This is a genomic window from Citrobacter sp. CK188, assembly GCF_030333525.1.
Lineage (GTDB): Bacteria > Pseudomonadota > Gammaproteobacteria > Enterobacterales > Enterobacteriaceae > Citrobacter_B > Citrobacter_B koseri.
Window position 1 is genome coordinate 40,670 of record NZ_JAOWFU010000037.1, and the last position, 21,474, is coordinate 62,143.

Here is a 21,474-nt window from a genome sequence, read left to right on the forward strand (position 1 = left end):
GGTGGTGACGCATAAGATGGAAAAAGTCATGTTGTCCTTTGACAAAGTCAGTGCCCACTACGGCAAAATCCAGGCGCTGCACGAGGTGAGCCTGCATATTCGTCAGGGAGAAATCGTCACTCTGATTGGTGCCAACGGCGCGGGTAAAACCACGCTGCTCGGCACGTTATGCGGCGATCCGCGCGCCACCAGTGGTCGGATTGTGTTTGATGGTAAAGACATTACCGACTGGCAGACGGCGAAAATCATGCGTGAAGCGGTGGCGATTGTCCCGGAAGGGCGTCGCGTCTTTTCCCGTATGACGGTAGAAGAGAACCTGGCGATGGGCGGTTTTTTCGCCGAGCGCGACCAGTTTCAGGAGCGCATTAAGTGGGTTTACGCGCTGTTCCCGCGTTTGCATGAGCGTCGTATCCAGCGTGCGGGCACCATGTCCGGTGGTGAACAGCAGATGCTGGCGATTGGCCGCGCATTGATGAGCCAGCCGCGTTTGCTGCTGTTGGATGAGCCGTCCCTGGGTCTGGCACCGATCATTATCCAGCAGATTTTCGATACCATCGAACAGCTGCGCGAGCAGGGAATGACCATCTTCCTCGTCGAGCAGAACGCGAATCAGGCGCTGAAGCTGGCGGATCGCGGCTACGTGCTGGAAAACGGTCATGTGGTGCTGGAAGATACCGGCGATGCGTTGCTGGCCAACGAAGCGGTGCGCAGCGCATACCTCGGAGGCTGAACCGTCTGTGTGCCCGGTGGCGCTACGCTTACCGGGCCTACTCGATCCTGTAGGCCGGGTAAGGCGAAGCCGCCACCCGGCTTTTTGTTTTTTGTACGTTTTAGTTGTACAATTTATGCGTACTTAAAAGGAGGCTATATGCGTACAATGAACTATAGTGAGGTACGGCAGAACCTTGCCTCTGTGCTTGATTCTGCTGCCACGGGTACGCCGGTGACGATTACGCGTCGGGGGCATAAATCTGCGGTTATCATCAGCGCAGAGGAGTTTGAACGTTATCAGACAGCAAAACTGGATGCTGAATTTGATGCCATCATGGGCGTTCACGGCGACGAATTAAGGGAACTGGCCGATAAATGACACTTCAATTTATCTCAGCGGAAGAGATAATCCGTTTTCATGACAAATTATTGAGCGTAACGCCCGGCGTTCCGGGAATGCCGGACCCTGGGCGGGCTGAAGCGCTGTTGTACCGTGTTTTAAATAAATACGAATACGAAAGTATTACCGATGTCTGGATCCTTGCGGCGATGCATCTACTCGCTATTTCTCGTGGACATATTTTTAACGATGGTAATAAGAGAACAGCATTGTTCATCACATTGCTGTTTCTCAAACGTAACGGTATCTTTCTGGCTGCTAATCCCGATTATGTTGATATGACAGTCGAAGCTGCCGCAGGACGTCTGTCGCTAGAGGAAATTGTACAGCGTTTGCGTCGGTAGCCGTCGCCCGGTGGCGCTACGCTTACCGGGCCTACATATTATCTTCACCATTCCATCATCTTCTTATCATCCTGCTGACGTTTGGCTGTCATTTATTTGTAACTAAAAGGTTATTTTTCTGTCATTCGCGCATGTCATGTTACCTCGCGAGCATAAAACGCGTGATATCGCGCATCCGGCACAACAAGAGAGATAAGCGAATGACATCGTTACGACATACAGCGTTAGGACTGGCGTTAAGCCTGGCATTCGTGGGAAACGCCATGGCCGTTACCACCATTCCATTCTGGCATTCTATGGAAGGCGAGCTGGGGAAAGAGGTTGATTCTCTGGCGCAACGTTTCAATGCGGCCAATCCTGATTACAAGATTGTGCCGGTGTATAAGGGCAACTATGAACAGAGCCTGAGCGCGGGTATCGCCGCGTTTCGTACCGGCAACGCTCCGGCGCTGTTGCAGGTTTATGAAGTCGGCACCGCGACTATGATGGCGTCGAAAGCGATTAAACCGGTCTATGAAGTGTTCAGCGACGCGGGCATCAGTTTCGATGAGTCGCAGTTTGTACCGACGGTGTCCGGTTACTACACCGATTCCAAAAGCGGACATCTGTTGTCCCAGCCGTTTAACAGCTCCACGCCGGTGCTGTACTACAACAAAGACGCTTTCAAAAAGGCCGGTTTAGATCCAGAGCAGCCGCCGAAAACCTGGCAGGATCTGGCGGAGTACACCGCGAAGCTGAAGGCGGCGGGAATGAAGTGCGGCTACGCCAGCGGCTGGCAGGGCTGGATTCAGATTGAAAACTTCAGCGCCTGGCATGGTCTGCCGGTCGCCACTCAAAATAACGGCTTTGACGGTACTGACGCGGTGCTGGAATTTAACAAGCCGGAGCAGGTGAAACATATCGCGCTGCTGGAAGAACTGAACAAGAAGGGTGATTTCAGCTACTTCGGGCGTAAAGACGAATCCACTGAGAAGTTCTACAACGGCGATTTCGCCATCACCACCGCCTCTTCCGGTTCTCTGGCGGATATCCGCCACTACGCCAAATTTAATTACGGCGTAGGCATGATGCCTTATGACGCGGATGCCAAAGATGCGCCGCAAAACGCCATTATCGGCGGGGCGAGCCTGTGGGTGATGCAGGGTAAAGACAAAGAGACCTACACCGGCGTGGCGAAATTCCTCGACTTCCTGGCGAAGCCGGAAAATGCCGCTGAATGGCATCAGAAAACCGGCTATCTACCGATCACCAAAGCGGCTTACGACCTGACCCGCGAGCAGGGATTCTATGACAAGAACCCCGGTGCGGATATTGCCACGCGCCAGATGCTGAACAAGCCGCCGTTGCCGTTCACCAAAGGTCTGCGTCTGGGCAACATGCCGCAGATCCGCACCATTGTGGATGAGGAGCTGGAAAGCGTGTGGACCGGGAAGAAATCCCCGCAGCAGGCGCTGGATGCCGCCGTTGAGCGTGGTAATCAACTGCTGCGTCGCTTTGAGCAGTCAACGAAATCGTAACGCATGATATGCCCGGAGGCGCTGCGCTTACCGGGCCTACAAGACCGTAGGCCGGGTAAGGCGAAGCCGCCACCCGGCACTGTTCAGGAATCAAATCTTCATGTCATCATCCCGTCCGGTGTTTCGCTCGCGTTGGCTGCCGTATTTGCTGGTTGCGCCGCAACTGGCGATCACCGTCATTTTCTTTATCTGGCCTGCGGGCGAAGCGCTCTGGTATTCGCTGCAAAGCGTCGATCCGTTTGGGCTGTCCAGCCAGTTTGTCGGTCTGGATAACTTTGTCGCCTTATTCCATGACAGCTACTATCTCGACTCCTTCTGGACGACGATGAAATTCAGTGCGCTGGTGACGGTAAGCGGCCTGTTGGTCTCGCTGTTTTTCGCCGCGCTGGTGGATTACGTGGTACGCGCAAGCCGCCTGTATCAAACGCTGATGCTGCTGCCTTACGCCGTTGCGCCAGCGGTGGCCGCCGTACTGTGGATCTTCCTGTTCAACCCCGGGCGCGGGCTAATCACCCATTTTCTTGCCGGGTTCGGCTATGACTGGAACCATGCGCAACACAGCGGCCAGGCCATGTTTCTGGTGGTGTTCGCTTCAGTCTGGAAGCAGATTAGTTACAACTTCCTGTTCTTTTTTGCCGCGTTGCAATCCATTCCCCGCTCGCTGACGGAAGCGGCAGCGATTGATGGGGCGGGGCCGGTTCGGCGCTTCTTTAAACTTTCGCTACCGCTGATTGCGCCGGTGAGTTTCTTCCTGCTGGTGGTCAATCTGGTGTATGCCTTCTTCGACACCTTCCCGGTGATTGACGCCGCTACCGCAGGCGGACCGGTACAGGCGACGACCACGCTGATTTATAAGATTTACCGCGAAGGCTTTGCCGGGCTGGATCTCTCCGCCTCTGCCGCACAGTCGGTGGTGCTGATGTTCCTCGTCATCATTCTGACGGTTATCCAGTTCCGCTATGTGGAAAGTAAGGTGCGTTACCAATGATTGAGAACCGTCGCGGGCTGACGATATTCAGCCACACTATGTTGATTCTGGGGATTGTGGTGATCCTGTTTCCCTTGTACGTCGCCTTTGTGGCGGCGACGCTGGACAACAGCGCGGTGTTCGATACGCCGATGACGCTCATCCCCGGAACGCATCTGCTGGAAAACATGGCAACGATCTGGGTTAACGGCGTGGGCGTGAACAGCGCGCCGTTCTGGCTGATGATGCTTAACAGTTTCATCATGGCTTTTGGCATTACGGTGGGGAAAATTACCGTTTCTATGCTGTCGGCGTTTGCCATTGTCTGGTTTCGTTTTCCGCTGCGTAATCTGTTTTTCTGGATGATCTTTATCACCCTGATGCTGCCGGTTGAGGTGCGTATTTTCCCGACGGTAGAAGTGATCGCCAATCTGAAAATGCTCGACAGCTACGCGGGTCTGACCCTGCCGCTGATGGCCTCAGCGACTGCCACCTTTCTGTTTCGCCAGTTCTTTATGACGCTGCCGGACGAGCTGATTGAAGCGGCGCGCATTGACGGCGCTTCACCGATGCGCTTTTTCCGCGACATCGTGCTGCCGCTGTCGAAAACCAATCTCGCGGCGCTGTTCGTCATCACTTTCATCTACGGCTGGAACCAGTACCTGTGGCCGTTGCTGATTATTACCGACGTTGATCTCGGCACCGCCGTTGCGGGGATTAAAGGCATGATCGCCACCGGGGAAGGCACTACTCAGTGGAATCAGGTGATGGCGGCGATGCTGCTGACCCTGATTCCCCCCGTCGTTATCGTTTTAGCCATGCAGCGCGCGTTTGTACGCGGCCTGGTGGACAGTGAGAAGTAGGAAATTTTATGGCTGGTTTGAAATTACAGGCAGTAACCAAAAGCTGGGACGGCAAAACCCAGGTCATTCAGCCGTTAACGCTGGATGTGGCGGATGGCGAGTTTATTGTGATGGTTGGGCCGTCCGGCTGCGGTAAATCGACGCTGCTGCGTATGGTGGCCGGGCTTGAGCGGGTAACGAGCGGCGATATCTGGATTGACCGCCAGCGCGTTACGGAGATGGAGCCGAAAGACAGGGGCATTGCGATGGTGTTCCAGAACTACGCGCTCTACCCACACATGAGCGTAGAGGAGAACATGGCGTGGGGGCTGAAGATTCGCGGCATGGGCAAAGGGCATATTGCTGAACGGGTGAAAGAGGCGGCGCGGATTCTGGAGCTGGACGGTTTGCTCAAACGCCGTCCACGCGAGCTTTCCGGCGGCCAGCGCCAGCGTGTGGCAATGGGGCGTGCGATTGTGCGCGATCCGGCCGTCTTCCTGTTTGACGAGCCGTTGTCCAACCTTGACGCTAAATTGCGCGTCCAGATGCGCCTTGAGTTACAACATCTGCATCGCCGCCTGAAAACCACCTCGCTGTACGTGACGCACGATCAGGTCGAAGCGATGACGCTCGCCCAGCGGGTGATGGTGATGAACAAAGGCGTGGCGGAGCAAATCGGTACGCCGGTAGAGGTGTATGAGAAGCCCGCCAGCCGCTTTGTGGCGAGCTTTATCGGCAGCCCGGCGATGAACCTGCTGGAGGGGCGCATCAGCGCCGCAGGCACCCATTTTGAGCTGGAGAGCGGGATGGCGCTGCCCGTTAACTGGAACTATCGCCGCTATGCCGGGCGGAAAATGACGCTGGGTATCCGTCCTGAGCATATTGCGCTAAGCTCGCAGGCGGAAGGCGGCGTACCGCTGGTGATGGACACGCTGGAGATGCTGGGGGCGGATAACCTGGCGCACGGACGCTGGGGCGATCAAAAAATGGTCGTGCGGCTGGCGCATCAGCAACGCCCGACGGCAGGCGGCACGCTATGGCTGCATTTGCCGGAAAATCATCTGCATCTTTTCGATGGCGAAACAGGACAACGAGTATGAGTAACTGGCCTTATCCCCACATCGTCGCGCATCGCGGCGGCGGAAAACTCGCACCGGAAAACACGCTGGCGGCGATTGACGTGGGGGCGCGGTGCGGACACACGATGATTGAGTTTGACGTGAAGCTGTCGAAAGACGGCGAGATCTTTCTGCTGCATGACGACAACCTGGAGCGCACCAGTAACGGCTGGGGCGTGGCGGGGGAAGTCAACTGGCAGGATCTGCTGCGCGTTGATGCCGGGAGCTGGTTTAGCGGCAAGTTTAAAGGCGAGCCGTTGCCGCTGTTGTCTCAGGTAGCGGAACGCTGCCGCGAGCACGGCATGATGGCGAATATTGAAATTAAACCGACGACCGGCACCGGGCCATTGACGGGGAGAGTGGTGGCGCTGGCTGCGCGGGAGCTGTGGTCTGGAATGACCGCGCCTTTACTTTCATCGTTTGAAATTGATGCGCTGGAAGCGGCGCAACAGGCGGCGCCAGAGCTACCGCGCGGTTTACTGCTGGATGACTGGCGTGACGACTGGCATGCGCTGACGACCCGGCTGGGCTGCGTCTCTGTTCATCTCAACCATAAATTGCTCGATGAAGCGCGGGTAAAAGCGCTCAAGGCGGCGGGACTGCGCATTCTGGTTTACACCGTCAACAAACCCCAGCGCGCGGCGGAACTGCTGCGCTGGGGCGTGGACTGCATCTGTACCGATGCCATTGATGTGATTGGGCCGGATTTTACTGCGGCGAGTTATTGAGCATATCGCCACTCTGTCGCTGGGGCAGCAGATGTTGCTGACCGCTGCTCTGGCGGGTTCCACCGCTTAACATACCGCCATTGTTGTTTGGTAAAACCTGCTCACGCACCTGGCCCTGCTGGACCCGCTGCGCGTTATTGTTCATCTGCGTTTGCAGATGCTGTTGCTGAAGCTGGGTCTGCGTTTTTAACTGCTGGTTAAGCATTCCTTTCTGCTGGGTCTGCTGCGTCTGCATTTGGGTTTGCATCCGCTGTTGACTTGGGATCTGATACCCCGGCTGATTCGGGTTATTCATGGTGTTGATGGGCTGCGCAAAGCCGGAAAACGGCAGTAGCGCCGCTAAAATTAAGAGTCGTTTCATCGTCTTTCCTCCTCTGGGGGGATCTATTAAGTTTACTCCTTTCCCGTCGCAACGATGATTATTTCAGAGTTATGCACCAGGCTTAGTGGGGGGCTGACCCCGTATCTCTGGAGAATAACGATGATGAAACCGACGTTTTTGCGCCGGGTAGCCATTGCTGCTCTGCTCTCAGGAAGTTGTTTTAGTGTTGTTGCCGCGCCGCCTGCGCCACCTCCGGTGTCATACGGTGTTGAAGAGGATGTTTTCCACCCTGTTCGTGCGAAGCAGGGGATGGTGGCATCCGTGGATGCGATGGCGACCCAGGTCGGCGTCGATATCCTTAAGCAAGGGGGAAATGCCGTCGATGCGGCGGTTGCCGTTGGCTATGCGCTGGCGGTGACGCATCCGCAGGCGGGGAACCTCGGCGGCGGGGGTTTTATGCTGCTGCGCACCAAAGACGGGAATACCACGGCGATCGACTTCCGCGAAATGGCGCCAGCCAATGCCACCCGCGATATGTTCCTGGACGATCAGGGCAATCCTGACAGTAAAAAATCGCTGACGTCGCACCTGGCGACCGGTACGCCGGGCACCGTGGCCGGATTCTCGCTGGCGCTGGAGAAATACGGCACCCTGCCGCTCAACAAAGTGATACGCCCGGCGATGAAACTTGCGGATGAGGGATTCGTCGTCAACGATGCGCTGGCGGATGACCTGAAAACCTACGGTAGTGAGGTGCTGCCGAATTATGAAAACAGCAAGGCTATTTTCTGGAAAGACGGCGAACCGCTGAAGAAGGGCGACAAGCTGGTGCAGAAAAACCTGGCGAAAAGTCTGGAGATGATTGCTGAGAATGGCCCTGATGCCTTCTACAAAGGGGCAATAGCCGACCAGATCGCACAGGAGATGCAGAAGAACGGGGGGCTTATCACCAAAGAGGATCTGGCGGCTTACAAAGCGGTAGAACGTACGCCGATTAGCGGCGATTATCGCGGGTATCAGGTCTTTTCGATGCCGCCTCCGTCCTCCGGCGGCATTCATATCGTGCAGATCCTCAATATCCTTGAAAACTTCGACATGAAGAAATACGGGTTTGGCAGCGCCGATGCCATGCAGATAATGGCTGAAGCGGAGAAATATGCCTATGCCGATCGGTCGGAGTATCTCGGCGACCCGGATTTTGTGAAGGTGCCGTGGCAGGCGCTGACCAGTAAAGCGTATGCGAAATCCATCGCCGATCAGATAGATATCAATAAAGCCAAACCGTCCAGCGAGATTCGCCCCGGTAAACTGGCGCCGTACGAAAGCAATCAGACCACCCATTTCTCGGTGGTGGATAAAGACGGCAACGCGGTGGCCGTCACCTACACCCTGAACACCACGTTTGGCACCGGGATTGTGGCGGGAAACACCGGAATTCTGCTCAACAATGAGATGGATGACTTCTCCGCGAAACCTGGCGTACCAAACGTTTACGGTCTGGTGGGCGGCGATGCTAACGCCGTAGGGCCGAAGAAACGTCCGCTGTCGTCAATGTCGCCAACCATTGTGGTGAAAGACGGTAAAACCTGGCTGGTGACAGGCAGCCCTGGCGGTAGCCGGATTATTACCACCGTGCTGCAAATGGTGGTCAACAGCATCGATTTCGGGATGAATGTCGCTGAGGCGACCAACGCACCGCGTTTCCATCATCAGTGGCTGCCGGATGAGCTGCGCGTGGAAAAGGGCTTTAGCCCGGATACGCTGAAACTCCTGGAACAGCGTGGGCAAAAAGTCGCGCTGAAAGAAGCGATGGGCAGCACCCAGAGTATCATGGTCGGGCCGGATGGTTCGCTGTACGGCGCGTCTGACCCGCGCTCAGTCGATGATTTAACGGCGGGGTATTGAGGATAACGGCCCTCTTCGGTGGAAGGGGGCTTGACTTATTAGACATAATTTTGGGAAGGATTATAAAATTCAAGGCTAAAGAAGTTGTTGTTGATTTTTAAGGAAGTCAAAACCATTTTGGGAAACTCTGTAGCGTGGTCTTGATTTGTCCTTACCGTATACGACATCAACTAATCCGTGATTAACCAGAATAGTTACGATATTAGCAACGTTACTAAATCCAGGAATGTTTCTGGTAGTAAGGGTACGATCCAGAACCATCCAGTTCCAGTTAATGTCTTTTTCTGCCATAACTTTCAATACGTTAAACTCAATTATAGTTATTGTCATATATAACTATTTGATTTTTATTTATTGCTCTTTACCTTTTTAAAGGTGTTTTTTTGTGATGCATTAGATAATTCCTAATGATTCTGGAAGGTTTCTAACATATTCTGCTTTATCACTTGTATATTTTTTTGATAAATTTTTAAATATATTAGCCATGTTGTCTCTATCTTCATGGTTTAAGGATTGCAGTTCAGCTGAAATACCTTCCATTGCTTCTACAGCGCAGTCAGGATCAAGCAAATCAGGGCTGGTAAACTCCAAAAATATAGCCAGATCGACAATGATTTTTGCAAGTTTCACTTCACTGTTCTTTAACAATTTTCACCTCTATATTTTTGATTCCCAATTCATCAAACATCTTTTGTGCGCGACTTGCTTGAGTTTGATTTGGTACTTCCCAACGTCCTGTCATTTTGTTATTGTTCAATGCCTCGGACTGTCTTATTGCTTGATCTTTAGCTTTTTGAGTCGTAACTACAGATATCTTCCTGTCTATCATTACATTTCCATCAACTCCATCAAAGCGAACCGGCCTGCTATTATTTTTTGTATCGGTTCTATCTATGGTTGGTGCTTGACCTTTTTGAGTATTAATGTTTGAACGAGCACCAGTAGCTGAATCGTTATAATTTCTTGCTCTTTGACTCATTCCTGCATTTTCATCAACCCATTTAACCTTTTTTAATTCCTCTAACTGCCTGAGGTTGGGTTGTTTTCTTGCAAAGAGTATAGATGCAGCAGCAATACCCAGTCCAATTGTTTTTTCATTAAGCACCTGCTCGTAACCAGCAGATGCATCGCCACCTAATTTATCCGCAGTGGCCCTGAACGCCTCTATATTCCCGTTGTAAACGCCGCCTGCGGCAAGCAGTCGGCCGACAGCTTTACTGTTGAGGGTTTTCAATCCCGGATTGAGCGGGGGGATAAACAGGCGGTTGTAGTTCTCGGGCAAGGCCAGGTAGCTAAACTCAGTGTTGGCAATAAGGTGTTTGCAGAGGATATATTCATAGCTGATGGTTATTGTTTCTGTATCTAAATTATTTTCACTGAATTGGTGTTGAATACCTGATATAAATGCTCCCCGCAGTTGAATATAATAATACTTCTCCCATCTACCGAATCTATTGATGCGGTAGAAATAAAACTCCATATACAACTGCTCGTTGTTGTTAATAGCATTAACAAACAACGGTGTGCTTTTATCGATCAGTTTACAGAAACGCAGTCCGTGCAAATGAGAACCTTTGCCAGTATTGGTTATACTATTAGTGAGCGAAAAGGTAAAAATTTCTTCTTCATGGCCTATTTGCCAGCGGTTGCCCACGGATGCAATGGTTCCACATCCGTCAGAAATAGCACCCTGCTGTTGTCCTGAAACCGTCAGGTAGACGATATCACTCATTCCATTCAAATCCTTCTGTTACGTGCTGTCGTAAATAATGGCGTCGCTTGCTCCTTATCCATTTCTTTATTTACGCCTGATGACGTCGTTCGTATACAGAAGAAACAAAAACTTTCACTTTTAGACTAATGCTTTGAGGGTAATCTTATTGGAGGTGATATGCAGGATAAATATATCTGTATATATGATAAATTGTGGTGATTAGTATGGGATTTTCCTGGGGTTATTATTGCAATACTGGAGGGGGCTTATCGGGTCGTTCTGACTGCTGGCTCACTTTCGCTGGTGCTATCCGAATCGGTGTTCTGAACGGTTGCTATGGTGAGTTGCAGTCAGAACTAATATTATAAATTCTCTTTTTTTAGTAGCCTGTATCCTTGTTCAGAGACGTGGTAGTGAGGCATGGACTTATGCCCGCTATCTTCAATATTTACCAGACCCTCGCTAGCCAATTTATTCACAATATTAACGACATTGCTGAACCCCGGGATTCTTTTCATGGAAAGCGTGCGATCCAGATTCATCCAGTTCCAGTTAATATCTTTTTCGGCCATAACTTTTAGTACGTTAAGTTCAGTTTCAGTTATCATAGTTAATTGTATCCGGGTAAGCTTAGCTTCGTGCTTTTTTGCTCTCTTCGTAGTCTTTTAAATATTTCTCCAGCGGCCAGGTAGTACCTGAATCAAAGATTTCACCGCTATCTTTATCGATGATGAAAGGAGTGTTTCCTGCCAGACGGGAAGCGTTGTCTCCGGTTTTGAGATACTCCATTGATTCGAAACAAAAAAACAACTTTCTGTAAATCTTCCGTGGAGTGTGATGACGACAGGGGCATCTGTATCGTGAAGATACTTATTGGCTTTGTTTATAGCTTTTTTGTAAGTGATCATTAGCATTCCCCTTAAAGCGCATAACTTTATTATCTGGATTTCTACTTTTTCCGCTCAAGCCCAACATATTCAACAAAACCCTCTCCTGAATGAATATTCATTCTTATTCTAAGTATGTCGATTGTATCTTTTGCTAGCTCTTTAGGAATGAACAGCACAAAAACTCTGTCGTCACCATCAATAATTACTCCTGAAGCCAATTGTGAAAATATATTGTCTGGCAATATATAATCACCCAATGTCTTTCTGCTAATTTCTTTTGCTTTTTGTTCTAAAATGTCTAAAGGTATTTTTTTCATTCTATGGTCTCCATTCTGGGCTAATTAAATCGCCATCAGGTGAAAAGTTGAACCTGCGTCCATAAGGATCAGATATAGAACTCTTACTATTCAAATTGTGATCCTTAAATATCTTCAAAATCGCTCTATCACCAAGAGAAGATCTTAATGTTCCATCTGGATGAACATGGCTGGACCATCGCCAACCTTTAGCAGCAAGCTCTTCAGCTTCAACAATGCCTATTGGTACTCCGGTTGCATTTCCGCGAATAATCAATCTTCTACCACCTGTTGTAAACATTGCAAACTCGTCGCCTGTAGCTGCACTAAGCGCTGCTAAATCATTCTGCCCAAAGCCTTTGGTTACAATAATTCTTGAGCCCATTTTGGGCAATTGTGTCAGCGTTTTTGTTTGTGCAACACTCAAGTCTTCAGCACCAGCGGCAATTGCGCGGTAATTTTGTCCTGTTGTTGCAATGGTAGTGGTGTCAATGCTATCTGGAACTGATAGTGTCTTCCAGACTTTTGCCTGTCCGAACTTTTCCACCTCCGAAGCTAATCCTAACCGCCCCATACCAAAGACAGAAGCGATTGATGCTAAGGCTATTATGGTTCCTTTCGTTTGATCATTCAGGACGTGATCATATCCCTTAATCGCATCTCCTCCCAACTTTTCTGCCGTTTCCCTGAAACCTTCGATATTCCCGTTGTAGATACCTCCGGCGGCAAGCAATCTGCCAACCCCTTTGCTGTTTAACGTTTTGAGGCTGTTATCTGCGGGTGTTTTTGGACGGGGGATAAACAGGCGGTTGTAGTTCTCGGGCAACGCCAGGTAGCTAAACTCAGTGTTGGCAATAAGGTGTTTGCAGAGGATATATTCATAGCTGATGGTTATTGTTTCTGTATCTAAATTATTTTCGCTGAATTGGTGTTGGATACCTGATAGAAATGCTTCCCGCAGTTGAATATAATGATACTTCTCCCATCTACCGAATCTATTGATGCGGTAGAAATAAAACTCCATATACAACTATTGTCAGGTAGACAATATTCCCCATTATTACATTATCCTTTAATAACGGCATGCTAAATGTATTAACCGTGAATCCTTTCTTTATTATCTGTTTACGCTCTATTCTCAGATTCGTATACAGAATTAATAAATGTTTTCACTTTAGCCAAATATTATTGAGGATATTCTGAATTGGGCCGGACTACTTTTAATTACGGGATATTCCCCTCTCCTGGAGAGAGGGGAGGCGAAAATTACTTCACCCGCGCCATAAAGTATGCGTCGACATACTCACCGTTACGCAGTGCGTACTTCTTGCCGGTGCCTTCAATCTCAAAACCATGCTTCTTGTAGACCGCCACGGCGGGTTCATTATCGACAAATACCGTTAGCTCGATACGCTCCACGCGCAGCCAGTTATCGCACATGTCGATCATGGTACGGAGCAGCGCGCTGGCGACCCCACGGTTTTGCCACCGCGCATCAACGCTGATGCCAAAATCGGCGACATGGCTGCGGCGCGGACGCTGGATGACCGCAATGGTGAGATGCCCAACGACAGTATCGTCAATACAGGCGACCAGCTGTTTGATGCCGGGCTGGTCGGCTAACCGCTCCTGCCACATCGCACTGGAAGGATGAGGAACCTGTAGCGTGTTGTGATACACCTCCGGCTGGGCATGGATCTGACGAATTGCGTCGTAATCTTTTGGTTCCGCGTGGCGTATCACTATCTCGCTCATTTCTGTGTCCTTAGCAGGTTAAAAGTCCTTTTAAACATCATTGACTTTAAAAACGGAGTCAACTGCATTTTTTTGCAAAAAGTATTGGACAAGTGCGAATGAGAATGATTATTATTGCTCTGCGTTCAGGGAGACCCTTGCGGAGAACCTGAAAGCACGACATTGCTCACATTGCTTCCAGTATTACTTTAGCCAGCCGGGTGCTGGCTTTTTTTTTGAGCTGGGTGTTCGGCCTGGCTTACTTGTCATTTTGTCCCCGGGAAGTGCTCGTGCTCCTCACGTACATTTAGTACGCTCCGGGCCCTGCGCGCTTGCCGTGAACAAACTGACCGCGACGCCGACGACCGATCTTGAGGCTTCTTCTTTTGTAGGCCGGATAAGGCAACGCCGTCATCCGGCAATGGCTCTTGTGACGCCGGATGGCGCTTATGCTTATCCAGCCTACGATCGTTTCACCGCTATTTCCCACATGTTGTTTGCGCTATGGTGTATGCAATCACCTTTCAAAAAGGACACTCCCATGACCTTACACTGCGCATTTATTGGCTTTGGTAAAAGCACCACCCGCTACCATCTGCCGTATGTTCTTAACCGTAAAGGCAGCTGGCATGTTGCGCATATCTTCCGCCGTCACGCGAAGCCGGAAGAGCAGGCGCCGATCTACTCGCATATTCACTTCACCAGCGATCTTGATGAAGTGCTGAACGATCCGCAGGTAAAACTGGTGATCGTCTGTACCCATGCGGACAGCCATTTTGACTACGCCCGGCGCGCGCTGGAGGCGGGAAAAAACGTGCTGGTGGAAAAACCGTTTACGCCAACGCTTGCCGAGGCGAAAGTGTTGTTCGAACTGGCGCGGAGCAAAGGGCTGACCGTCACGCCGTACCAGAACCGCCGCTTTGACTCCTGTTTCCTGACCGCCAAAAAAGCGATTGAGAGCGGCAAACTGGGCGAGATTGTTGAAGTTGAAAGCCACTTTGATTACTACCGACCGGTTGCGGAAACCAAACCTGGCCTGCCGCAGGACGGCGCGTTTTACGGCCTCGGCGTGCATACGATGGATCAAATTATTTCGCTGTTCGGACGCCCGGACCATGTGGCCTATGACATCCGCAGCCTGCGCAATAAAGCCAACCCGGATGATACGTTCGAAGCGCAGCTGTTTTACGGCGATCTGAAAGCCATCGTTAAAACCAGCCATTTAGTGAAGATCGATTACCCGAAATTTATCGTTCACGGCACCAGAGGCTCGTTTGTGAAGTACGGCATCGACCAGCAGGAAACCAGCCTGAAGGCCAATATCATGCCCGGCGAACCGGGGTTTGCGGCGGATGATTCTGTCGGCCTGCTGGAATACGTTAATGACGAAGGCGTGACGGTGAAAGAAGAGATGAAACCGGAGGTCGGCGACTATGGCCGCGTTTATGACGCCCTGTTCGAGACCATTACGCATGGCGTGCCGAATTACGTCAAGGAATCTGACGTTCTCACCAACCTTGAGATCCTTGAGCGGGCGTTTGAACAGGCGTCTCCGGCCACAGTAACCCTTGCAAAATAAACAAAATCAACGCCTCTGGGCTTGTTCATAATTTTTGAACAGAGGAGTCAATTTTCACCCTCTATGATCCCGTCTGGATTGGGTTCACACTTACTCCATCGAAAACATCTGGGGGGTGAATACAATGATCTACTTACGCAAAGCAAACGACCGTGGTCATGCGAATCATGGCTGGCTGGATTCCTGGCATACTTTCTCTTTTGCAAACTACTATGACCCTAACTTTATGGGCTTTTCGGCACTGCGCGTGATTAACGATGACGTTATTGAAGCAGGCCAGGGCTTTGGGACGCACCCGCATAAAGACATGGAAATCCTGACCTATGTGCTGGAAGGCGCAGTGGAACACCAGGACAGCATGGGTAACAAAGAGCAGGTTCCTGCCGGTGAGTTCCAGATAATGAGCGCCGGGACGGGCATTCGTCACTCGGAATACAACCCGAGCAATACCGACCGCCTGCGTTTGTATCAGATCTGGATCATGCCGCAGGAAAACGGGATTACGCCGCGTTACGAGCAGCGTCGTTTTGACGCCGTACAAGGCAAACAGCTGGTGCTGTCGCCGGATGCGCGCGACGGTTCGCTGAAAGTGAATCAGGATATGGAGCTGTACCGTTGGGCGCTGCTGAAAGACGAACAGTCGGTACACCAGATCTCCGCCGAACGCCGCATCTGGATTCAGGTGGTGAAAGGTAACGTCACCATTAACGGCACCAAAGCGTCTACCAGCGACGGTCTGGCGATTTGGGATGAGCAGGCGATCTCCATCCATGCCGACAGCGATAGCGAAGTGTTGTTGTTCGACCTGCCGCCAGTTTAAAAATACACGTCATCCTTCAAGCCGCATCTTTGTTGGCTTCCTGGCTTACCCCGGTCGCGTACTTGATGTACGCTTCCGGGGATTCACTGCGTCGCCGCCTTGATGCAACTCGAATGATTTAGTGTATTTCTCACAATACAAAAACAACCTTAGTTTTCTCTGCGAAGGTTCATGCACGTCCGTGGTAAACTGGGGAAATCTATCCCTTTTATGCCTTTCAGGACGATGAAAAAGAAAAGACCCGTACTTCAGGATGTGGCTGACCGCGTAGGCGTGACCAAAATGACGGTCAGCCGTTTTCTGCGTAACCCGGAGCAGGTCTCCGTCGCGCTGCGGGGCAAGATCGCTGCTGCACTTGATGAACTGGGTTACATTCCCAATCGTGCTCCCGATATTCTTTCTAACGCGACCAGCCGTGCGGTGGGCGTTCTGCTGCCGTCGTTAACCAACCAGGTTTTCGCCGAGGTGTTACGCGGAATTGAGACCGTCACCGATGCCCACGGCTATCAGACGATGCTGGCGCACTACGGCTATAAGCCGGAAATGGAACAGGAACGTCTGGAGTCGATGCTGTCATGGAACATTGACGGGCTAATCCTCACTGAACGTACCCATACGCCGCGCACGCTCAAAATGATTGAAGTCGCGGGCATTCCGGTGGTGGAGCTGATGGACAGCAAATCGCCATGCCTCGATATCGCCGTCGGTTTTGACAACTTTGAAGCCGCTCGTCAGATGACCGCCGCGATTATCGCGCGCGGCCATCGTCATATCGCCTATCTGGGGGCGCGCCTCGACGAACGTACTATCATCAAACAGAAGGGCTATGAACAGGCCATGCTGGACGCCGGACTGGTGCCCTACAGCGTGATGGTGGAGCAATCGTCGTCTTACTCTTCCGGGATTGAGCTGATCCGCCAGGCAAGACGTGAATACCCACAACTGGACGGTATTTTCTGTACCAACGATGACCTTGCCGTCGGGGCGGCGTTCGAATGCCAGCGTTTAGGGCTCAAAATTCCTGATGATATGGCGATTGCCGGTTTCCACGGCCACGACATTGGTCAGGTGATGGAACCGCGTCTGGCCAGCGTACTCACGCCGCGTGAGCGGATGGGCAGTATCGGCGCAGAGCGCCTGCTGGCGCGCATACGCGGTGAAGCGGTGACGCCTAAAATGTTAGATTTAGGTTTCACCTTGTCACCGGGTGGATCTATTTAGTCCAACAAATTTGAAGTAGCTCACACTTATTCACTTCTGCCACGAATGGATATTGCTTCTATTCTGGTCCGGCCGGACAATGTTACCGATAACAGTTACCCGTAACAATTCCTGATCCTTGTACTGTGGGGGCACCACTTTGAGCACGACTAACCATGATCACCACATTTACGTTCTGATGGGCGTATCAGGCAGTGGCAAATCCGCTGTCGCCAGCGAAGTGGCGCATCAGCTGCATGCCGCGTTTCTTGATGGCGATTTTCTCCATCCGCGTTGCAACATCATGAAAATGGCCTCCGGCGAGCCGTTGAATGACGACGACCGCAAGCCGTGGTTACAGGCGCTGAACGATGCGGCGTTTGCGATGCAGCGAACCAATAAGGTATCGCTGATTGTCTGTTCCGCACTGAAAAAACACTATCGCGACCTGCTGCGCGACGGTAATCCAAACCTGTCTTTCATCTACCTGAAAGGGGATTTTGACGTTATCGAAAGCCGCCTGAAGGCACGTAAAGGCCACTTCTTTAAAACGCAGATGCTGGTAACTCAGTTTGACACGCTGGAAGAGCCGGGCGCTGACGAGAGCGATGTACTGGTGGTGAATATCGATCAGCCGCTGGAAGGTGTCGTGGCAAGCACCATTGAGGTCATTAACAAAGGCAGTAAGTAGTGAGTACATTAACGCTTGTTTTAACAGCAGTAGGTTCTGTTTTACTGCTGCTGTTTTTAGTGATGAAGGCGCGTATGCACGCCTTCGTTGCTTTGATGGTGGTGTCTATTGGCGCTGGTCTCTTTTCCGGTATGCCGCTCGATAAAATCGCGGCGACGATGGAAAAAGGGATGGGCGGTACGCTTGGCTTCCTGGCGATTGTCGTCGCACTGGGCGCCATGTTCGGCAAAATTTTGCATGAGACGGGCGCAGTCGATCAGATTGCCGTCAAAATGCTCAAATCTTTCGGCCACAGCCGCGCGCATTACGCGATTGGTCTGGCGGGGCTGATTTGCGCGCTGCCGCTGTTCTTTGAAGTCGCCATTGTGCTGCTGATCAGCGTCGCATTCTCTATGGCGCGCCATACCGGAACAAACCTTGTGAAACTGGTCATTCCGCTGTTTGCGGGCGTGGCGGCGGCTGCGGCGTTTCTGCTGCCCGGGCCTGCGCCGATGCTGCTGGCGTCCCAAATGCACGCTGATTTTGGCTGGATGATCCTGATTGGTCTGTGCGCGGCAATCCCTGGCATGATCATCGCCGGGCCGCTGTTTGGTAATTTCATTGGCCGCTATGTGGAACTGCACGTCCCGGACGACATTACCGAACCGCATCTGGGCGAAGGTAAAATGCCGTCATTTGGTTTCAGCCTCTCGCTGATCCTGCTGCCGCTGGTGCTGGTAGGGCTGAAAACGATCGCCGCGCGCTTTGTCGCGGAAGGTTCCAGCGCTTACGAATGGTTTGAGTTTATCGGCCACCCGTTCACCGCGATTCTGGTGGCGTGCCTGGTGGCAATCTATGGCCTGGCGGTGCGTCAGGGGATGGCGAAAGATAAAGTCATGGCGATCTGCGGTCAGGCGCTGCAACCGGCGGGCATTATTCTGTTGGTGATTGGCGCAGGCGGCGTGTTCAAGCAGGTTCTGGTGGATTCCGGCGTTGGCCCGGCGCTGGGCGAAGCGTTAACCGGCATGGGCTTGCCGATTGCCATCACCTGCTTCGTGCTGGCGGCAGCGGTGCGTATCATTCAGGGTTCCGCGACCGTCGCGTGCTTAACGGCGGTGGGGCTGGTGATGCCGGTGGTGGAACAACTGAACTTCTCCGGCGCGCAGATGGCGGCATTGTCTATCTGTATCGCGGGCGGTTCTATCGTGGTCAGCCACGTAAACGACGCCGGTTTCTGGCTGTTCGGTAAATTCACTGGCGCGACCGAAGCGCAAACGCTGAAGACCTGGACGATGATGGAAACCATCCTCGGCACCGTCGGCGCGATTGTTGGTATGATTGCGTTCCAGCTTCTGAGCTGAGTCTTGTTGCCCGGTGGCGCGCCGCTTACCGGGCCTACAAGTGAGCACATATCCACACCGTAGGCCGGGTAAGCGCAAGCGCCACCCGGCTTTTTTACATCCTTAACCTTTCATCCACATCCGAATGCCGTCCAGGAACATCTGGGTCGCCATCATTACCAGAATCAACCCCATCAGACGTTCCAGCGCGTTAACCCCTTTCTCGCCCAGCAGACGCAGGAACAGCGACGATTGCAGCAGAATCACAAACGTGCCGCCCCAGGCGATCAGCAGAGCGATGACCAGATGCCCCATTTGGTTCGGATACTGATGCGATAACAGCATCAGCGTCGCCAGGATGGTCGGGCCCGCCACCAGAGGGATGGCCAGCGGTACGATAAACGGTTCTTCGCCCGCCGGGAGTCCGGCGCTGTTGCCTGATGCGCTGGGGAAAATCATCTTAATGGCGATCAGGAACAGAATAATCCCCCCGGAGATCGACACGGTTTCCGCCCGCAGGTTGAGAAAGGCCAAAATTTTCTCGCCCGCAAACAGGAAAATGAGCATCAGTAAAAGCGCAATAAACAGCTCGCGAACCATAATCGCCCGGCGGCGCTTTGGTTCGGTATGTTTCAGTACGGACATGAAAATGGGCAGGTTTCCGAGTGGATCCATAATCAGGATCAATAAAACTGCCGCTGAAATGATTTCATTCATAACTCAAATTCCCTGATAATTACTGCGGACTTTCTGCTTGCTTAGGAAGCGGGATAAGTCGCATTACTGATGGCTTCGCTATCATTGATTAATTTCACTTGCGACTTTGGCTGCTTTTTGTATGGTGAAGGAAGAACCAGTAGGACACTGGTTTGCATACACAGCACACATCTTTGCAGGAAAAAAACGCTATGAAAAATGTTGGTTTTATCGGCTGGCGCGGTATGGTCGGCTCTGTACTCATGCAACGCATGGTTGAAGAGCGCGACTTCGATGCCATTCGCCCTGTTTTCTTTTCTACTTCCCAGCTTGGGCAGGCAGCGCCGACGTTCGGCGGTACGCCCGGCGGCACACTTCAGGATGCCTTTGATCTCGACGCGCTGAAGGCGCTTGATATCATTGTGACCTGTCAGGGCGGCGATTATACCAACGAAATCTATCCAAAGCTCCGTGAAAGCGGCTGGCAGGGCTACTGGATTGACGCGGCATCCTCGCTGCGCATGAAAGACGACGCCATCATTATTCTTGATCCGGTTAACCAGGATGTCATTACCGACGGCCTGAACAACGGCATTAAAACCTTCGTCGGCGGTAACTGTACCGTCAGCCTGATGCTGATGTCGCTGGGCGGTCTGTTTGCTAATGACCTGGTGGACTGGGTTTCTGTTGCGACTTACCAGGCGGCGTCTGGCGGCGGCGCGCGTCATATGCGCGAACTGCTGGCGCAGATGGGCCACTTGTACGGTCACGTAGCCGATGAGCTGGCGACGCCTTCTTCCGCGATCCTCGACATTGAGCGCAAAGTGACGACCCTGACCCGCAGCGGCGACCTGCCGGTTGATAACTTTGGCGTACCGCTGGCGGGCAGCCTGATTCCGTGGATCGACAAACAGCTCGATAACGGCCAGAGCCGCGAAGAGTGGAAAGGCCAGGCGGAAACCAACAAAATTCTCAACACCTCTTCCGTGATCCCGGTGGATGGTCTGTGCGTGCGCGTCGGCGCGCTGCGCTGCCACAGCCAGGCGTTCACCATTAAACTGAAAAAAGACGTGTCTGTTCCGACCGTAGAAGAACTGCTGGCCGCGCACAACCCGTGGGCGAAAGTGGTGCCCAACGATCGTGACATTACCCTGCGTGAGTTAACCCCGGCAGCCGTTACCGGCACGCTCACCACGCCGGTTGGCCGCCTGCGTAAGCTGAACATGGGGCCGGAGTTCCTCTCCGCCTTTACCGTTGGCGATCAGCTGCTTTGGGGCGCGGCAGAACCGCTGCGTCGTATGCTGCGTCAGCTGGCGTAATTGTGGATGGCCTGGTAGCGCGACGACGCTTATCAGGCCCACCAATAACGTGAATCATCAGGCCGGATAACGCATCGCCGCCATCCGGTAAACAAAACAGAGTTTAAATGTTGGGTGCTGAGTCACCCTTTTTTTTGCGTAATACAGGAGTAAGCGCAGATGTTCCAATATTTACCAGGAGTAAGATAAAGCATTGGCTATTCTTTAAGGGTGTCTTAATACCGGAGGTATTAAGCCTTAGCCTGAAGGTGGGACGGGGCAGAGAGGATGCACATTGGTGCTGCGCCGTTCAGGTCAAAGAAGTGTCACAACCTGATGTCGAAGATCAGTTGGAAGGGGTGACACCATAAAACAGGAAGACA

Annotated in this window: 23 protein-coding genes and 2 pseudogenes; 15 read left to right on the forward strand and 10 right to left on the reverse strand. The window is 52.2% G+C overall.

The genetic code is table 11. The features are described from left to right. Positions 1 to 16 precede the first annotated feature (16 nt). The 8 genes from livF (at position 17) to ugpQ (ending at position 6,627) form a co-directional block, all read left to right on the forward strand. Positions 17 to 730, forward strand: coding sequence for a high-affinity branched-chain amino acid ABC transporter ATP-binding protein LivF (gene livF, locus OGV67_RS19920; RefSeq protein ID WP_047463875.1), 714 nt, complete (start codon positions 17 to 19; stop codon positions 728 to 730). A gap of 138 nt (positions 731 to 868) precedes the next feature. Further along, positions 869 to 1,090, forward strand: coding sequence for a type II toxin-antitoxin system Phd/YefM family antitoxin (locus OGV67_RS19925; RefSeq protein WP_047460592.1), 222 nt, complete (start codon positions 869 to 871; stop codon positions 1,088 to 1,090). Further along, positions 1,087 to 1,455, forward strand: a complete 369-nt coding sequence (locus OGV67_RS19930) for a type II toxin-antitoxin system death-on-curing family toxin (protein WP_047460595.1) — start codon at positions 1,087 to 1,089, stop codon at positions 1,453 to 1,455. The genes OGV67_RS19925 and OGV67_RS19930 overlap by 4 nt, the downstream gene beginning before the upstream one ends. A gap of 200 nt (positions 1,456 to 1,655) precedes the next feature. Then, positions 1,656 to 2,972, forward strand: a complete 1,317-nt coding sequence (gene ugpB / locus OGV67_RS19935) for a sn-glycerol-3-phosphate ABC transporter substrate-binding protein UgpB (protein WP_286465988.1) — start codon at positions 1,656 to 1,658, stop codon at positions 2,970 to 2,972. A gap of 100 nt (positions 2,973 to 3,072) precedes the next feature. After that, positions 3,073 to 3,960, forward strand: coding sequence for a sn-glycerol-3-phosphate ABC transporter permease UgpA (gene ugpA / locus OGV67_RS19940; RefSeq protein WP_024131024.1), 888 nt, complete (start codon positions 3,073 to 3,075; stop codon positions 3,958 to 3,960). Further along, a complete protein-coding gene (ugpE, locus tag OGV67_RS19945; protein ID WP_047460601.1) occupies positions 3,957 to 4,802 on the forward strand; it encodes a sn-glycerol-3-phosphate ABC transporter permease UgpE in 846 nt (281 codons plus the stop codon). The genes ugpA and ugpE overlap by 4 nt, the downstream gene beginning before the upstream one ends. 8 nt (positions 4,803 to 4,810) lie before the next feature. After that, complete coding sequence (locus tag OGV67_RS19950) at positions 4,811 to 5,881, forward strand: sn-glycerol-3-phosphate import ATP-binding protein UgpC (RefSeq protein ID WP_012135556.1); 1,071 nt, start codon at positions 4,811 to 4,813, stop codon at positions 5,879 to 5,881. Beyond that, positions 5,878 to 6,627 (forward strand): glycerophosphodiester phosphodiesterase, encoded by a 750-nt coding sequence (gene ugpQ, locus OGV67_RS19955; protein ID WP_110493709.1) that lies wholly within the window; start codon positions 5,878 to 5,880, stop codon positions 6,625 to 6,627. Before OGV67_RS19950 ends, ugpQ begins: the two co-directional genes overlap by 4 nt. Here the strand turns inward: ugpQ and OGV67_RS19960 are convergent. Then, positions 6,608 to 6,988 (reverse strand): DUF2756 family protein, encoded by a 381-nt coding sequence (locus OGV67_RS19960; protein ID WP_012135554.1) that lies wholly within the window; start codon positions 6,986 to 6,988, stop codon positions 6,608 to 6,610. The genes ugpQ and OGV67_RS19960 overlap by 20 nt on opposite strands. 120 nt (positions 6,989 to 7,108) lie before the next feature. Here OGV67_RS19960 and ggt point away from each other — a divergent pair, with 120 nt between their 5' ends. Beyond that, the gene (gene ggt, locus OGV67_RS19965) at positions 7,109 to 8,854 is read left to right on the forward strand and encodes a gamma-glutamyltransferase (RefSeq protein WP_049009224.1); all 1,746 of its coding nucleotides are present in this window, start codon (positions 7,109 to 7,111) and stop codon (positions 8,852 to 8,854) included. Between the two features lie 75 nt (positions 8,855 to 8,929). Here the strand turns inward: ggt and OGV67_RS19970 are convergent, their stop codons facing one another. From OGV67_RS19970 to yhhY, 8 genes and pseudogenes are all read right to left on the reverse strand, one after another. Further along, a complete protein-coding gene (locus OGV67_RS19970; protein WP_058668217.1) occupies positions 8,930 to 9,184 on the reverse strand; it encodes a hypothetical protein in 255 nt (84 codons plus the stop codon). Positions 9,185 to 9,247: 63 nt separating this feature from the next. Continuing rightward, the gene (locus tag OGV67_RS19975) at positions 9,248 to 9,484 is read right to left on the reverse strand and encodes a hypothetical protein (RefSeq protein ID WP_223849110.1); all 237 of its coding nucleotides are present in this window, start codon (positions 9,482 to 9,484) and stop codon (positions 9,248 to 9,250) included. 1 nt (position 9,485) lies between these two features. Beyond that, positions 9,486 to 10,586 carry a type VI secretion system tube protein TssD gene (tssD, locus tag OGV67_RS19980; RefSeq protein ID WP_286465993.1) on the reverse strand — a complete coding sequence of 367 codons (1,101 nt, stop codon included), beginning with the start codon at positions 10,584 to 10,586 and terminating at the stop codon, positions 9,486 to 9,488. A gap of 344 nt (positions 10,587 to 10,930) precedes the next feature. Then, positions 10,931 to 11,176, reverse strand: a complete 246-nt coding sequence (locus tag OGV67_RS19985) for a MarR family transcriptional regulator (protein ID WP_275055468.1) — start codon at positions 11,174 to 11,176, stop codon at positions 10,931 to 10,933. 22 nt (positions 11,177 to 11,198) lie between these two features. Further along, positions 11,199 to 11,476 (reverse strand): annotated as a pseudogene (locus OGV67_RS19990) (YrhB domain-containing protein). Positions 11,477 to 11,517: 41 nt separating this feature from the next. Continuing rightward, positions 11,518 to 11,775 carry a hypothetical protein gene (locus OGV67_RS19995; protein WP_275055470.1) on the reverse strand — a complete coding sequence of 86 codons (258 nt, stop codon included), beginning with the start codon at positions 11,773 to 11,775 and terminating at the stop codon, positions 11,518 to 11,520. A gap of 1 nt (position 11,776) precedes the next feature. Beyond that, positions 11,777 to 12,784 (reverse strand): annotated as a pseudogene (locus OGV67_RS20000) (Hcp family type VI secretion system effector); the annotation flags it as partial. Between the two features lie 236 nt (positions 12,785 to 13,020). After that, positions 13,021 to 13,509 carry an N-acetyltransferase gene (gene yhhY / locus OGV67_RS20005; RefSeq protein ID WP_110493712.1) on the reverse strand — a complete coding sequence of 163 codons (489 nt, stop codon included), beginning with the start codon at positions 13,507 to 13,509 and terminating at the stop codon, positions 13,021 to 13,023. A gap of 520 nt (positions 13,510 to 14,029) precedes the next feature. On the opposite strand from yhhY, the gene OGV67_RS20010 reads away from it, so the two are divergent. The 5 genes from OGV67_RS20010 to gntU all read left to right on the forward strand — a co-directional run bounded on the left by OGV67_RS20010 (position 14,030) and on the right by gntU (position 19,118). Further along, on the forward strand, positions 14,030 to 15,067 hold the full coding sequence (locus OGV67_RS20010; protein WP_049012101.1) for an oxidoreductase: 1,038 nt from the start codon (positions 14,030 to 14,032) through the stop codon (positions 15,065 to 15,067). A 124-nt stretch (positions 15,068 to 15,191) separates the two neighbouring features. Further along, positions 15,192 to 15,887: a quercetin 2,3-dioxygenase gene (gene yhhW, locus OGV67_RS20015; RefSeq protein ID WP_012135544.1), complete on the forward strand. Its 696-nt coding sequence runs from the start codon at positions 15,192 to 15,194 to the stop codon at positions 15,885 to 15,887. Positions 15,888 to 16,112: 225 nt separating this feature from the next. Beyond that, complete coding sequence (gene gntR / locus OGV67_RS20020; protein WP_024131020.1) at positions 16,113 to 17,108, forward strand: gluconate operon transcriptional repressor GntR; 996 nt, start codon at positions 16,113 to 16,115, stop codon at positions 17,106 to 17,108. 139 nt (positions 17,109 to 17,247) lie between these two features. After that, positions 17,248 to 17,778, forward strand: a complete 531-nt coding sequence (gene gntK / locus OGV67_RS20025) for a gluconokinase (protein WP_024131019.1) — start codon at positions 17,248 to 17,250, stop codon at positions 17,776 to 17,778. After that, entirely contained in the window at positions 17,778 to 19,118 is a 1,341-nt protein-coding gene (gntU, locus tag OGV67_RS20030; protein WP_047460635.1) for a gluconate transporter, read from the forward strand. The genes gntK and gntU overlap by 1 nt, the downstream gene beginning before the upstream one ends. 102 nt (positions 19,119 to 19,220) lie before the next feature. Here gntU and yhgN read toward each other — a convergent pair whose 3' ends face one another. Then, the gene (gene yhgN / locus OGV67_RS20035; protein WP_012135540.1) at positions 19,221 to 19,814 is read right to left on the reverse strand and encodes an NAAT family transporter YhgN; all 594 of its coding nucleotides are present in this window, start codon (positions 19,812 to 19,814) and stop codon (positions 19,221 to 19,223) included. Positions 19,815 to 20,005: 191 nt separating this feature from the next. Here yhgN and asd point away from each other — a divergent pair, with 191 nt between their 5' ends. After that, a complete protein-coding gene (gene asd / locus OGV67_RS20040) occupies positions 20,006 to 21,112 on the forward strand; it encodes an aspartate-semialdehyde dehydrogenase (protein ID WP_012135538.1) in 1,107 nt (368 codons plus the stop codon). Positions 21,113 to 21,474 lie beyond the last annotated feature (362 nt).

Excerpts from the sequence above, each read along its gene's own strand:
- OGV67_RS19995 (WP_275055470.1), bottom strand. The coding sequence starts at position 11,775 with ATGAAAAAAATACCTTTAGACATTTTAGAACAAAAAGCAAAAGAAATT.
- OGV67_RS19925 (WP_047460592.1), top strand. The coding sequence starts at position 869 with ATGCGTACAATGAACTATAGTGAGGTACGGCAGAACCTTGCCTCTGTG.
- yhhY (WP_110493712.1), bottom strand. The coding sequence starts at position 13,509 with ATGAGCGAGATAGTGATACGCCACGCGGAACCAAAAGATTACGACGCA.
- ugpE (WP_047460601.1), top strand. The coding sequence starts at position 3,957 with ATGATTGAGAACCGTCGCGGGCTGACGATATTCAGCCACACTATGTTG.
- ugpB (WP_286465988.1), top strand. The coding sequence starts at position 1,656 with ATGACATCGTTACGACATACAGCGTTAGGACTGGCGTTAAGCCTGGCA.
- OGV67_RS19960 (WP_012135554.1), bottom strand. The coding sequence starts at position 6,988 with ATGAAACGACTCTTAATTTTAGCGGCGCTACTGCCGTTTTCCGGCTTT.
- OGV67_RS19985 (WP_275055468.1), bottom strand. The coding sequence starts at position 11,176 with ATGATAACTGAAACTGAACTTAACGTACTAAAAGTTATGGCCGAAAAA.
- yhhW (WP_012135544.1), top strand. The coding sequence starts at position 15,192 with ATGATCTACTTACGCAAAGCAAACGACCGTGGTCATGCGAATCATGGC.
- gntR (WP_024131020.1), top strand. The coding sequence starts at position 16,113 with ATGAAAAAGAAAAGACCCGTACTTCAGGATGTGGCTGACCGCGTAGGC.
- ugpQ (WP_110493709.1), top strand. The coding sequence starts at position 5,878 with ATGAGTAACTGGCCTTATCCCCACATCGTCGCGCATCGCGGCGGCGGA.
- OGV67_RS19930 (WP_047460595.1), top strand. The coding sequence starts at position 1,087 with ATGACACTTCAATTTATCTCAGCGGAAGAGATAATCCGTTTTCATGAC.
- ugpA (WP_024131024.1), top strand. The coding sequence starts at position 3,073 with ATGTCATCATCCCGTCCGGTGTTTCGCTCGCGTTGGCTGCCGTATTTG.
- ggt (WP_049009224.1), top strand. The coding sequence starts at position 7,109 with ATGATGAAACCGACGTTTTTGCGCCGGGTAGCCATTGCTGCTCTGCTC.
- yhgN (WP_012135540.1), bottom strand. The coding sequence starts at position 19,814 with ATGAATGAAATCATTTCAGCGGCAGTTTTATTGATCCTGATTATGGAT.
- asd (WP_012135538.1), top strand. The coding sequence starts at position 20,006 with ATGAAAAATGTTGGTTTTATCGGCTGGCGCGGTATGGTCGGCTCTGTA.
- livF (WP_047463875.1), top strand. The coding sequence starts at position 17 with ATGGAAAAAGTCATGTTGTCCTTTGACAAAGTCAGTGCCCACTACGGC.
- tssD (WP_286465993.1), bottom strand. The coding sequence starts at position 10,586 with ATGAGTGATATCGTCTACCTGACGGTTTCAGGACAACAGCAGGGTGCT.
- OGV67_RS19950 (WP_012135556.1), top strand. The coding sequence starts at position 4,811 with ATGGCTGGTTTGAAATTACAGGCAGTAACCAAAAGCTGGGACGGCAAA.
- OGV67_RS19970 (WP_058668217.1), bottom strand. The coding sequence starts at position 9,184 with ATGACAATAACTATAATTGAGTTTAACGTATTGAAAGTTATGGCAGAA.
- OGV67_RS20010 (WP_049012101.1), top strand. The coding sequence starts at position 14,030 with ATGACCTTACACTGCGCATTTATTGGCTTTGGTAAAAGCACCACCCGC.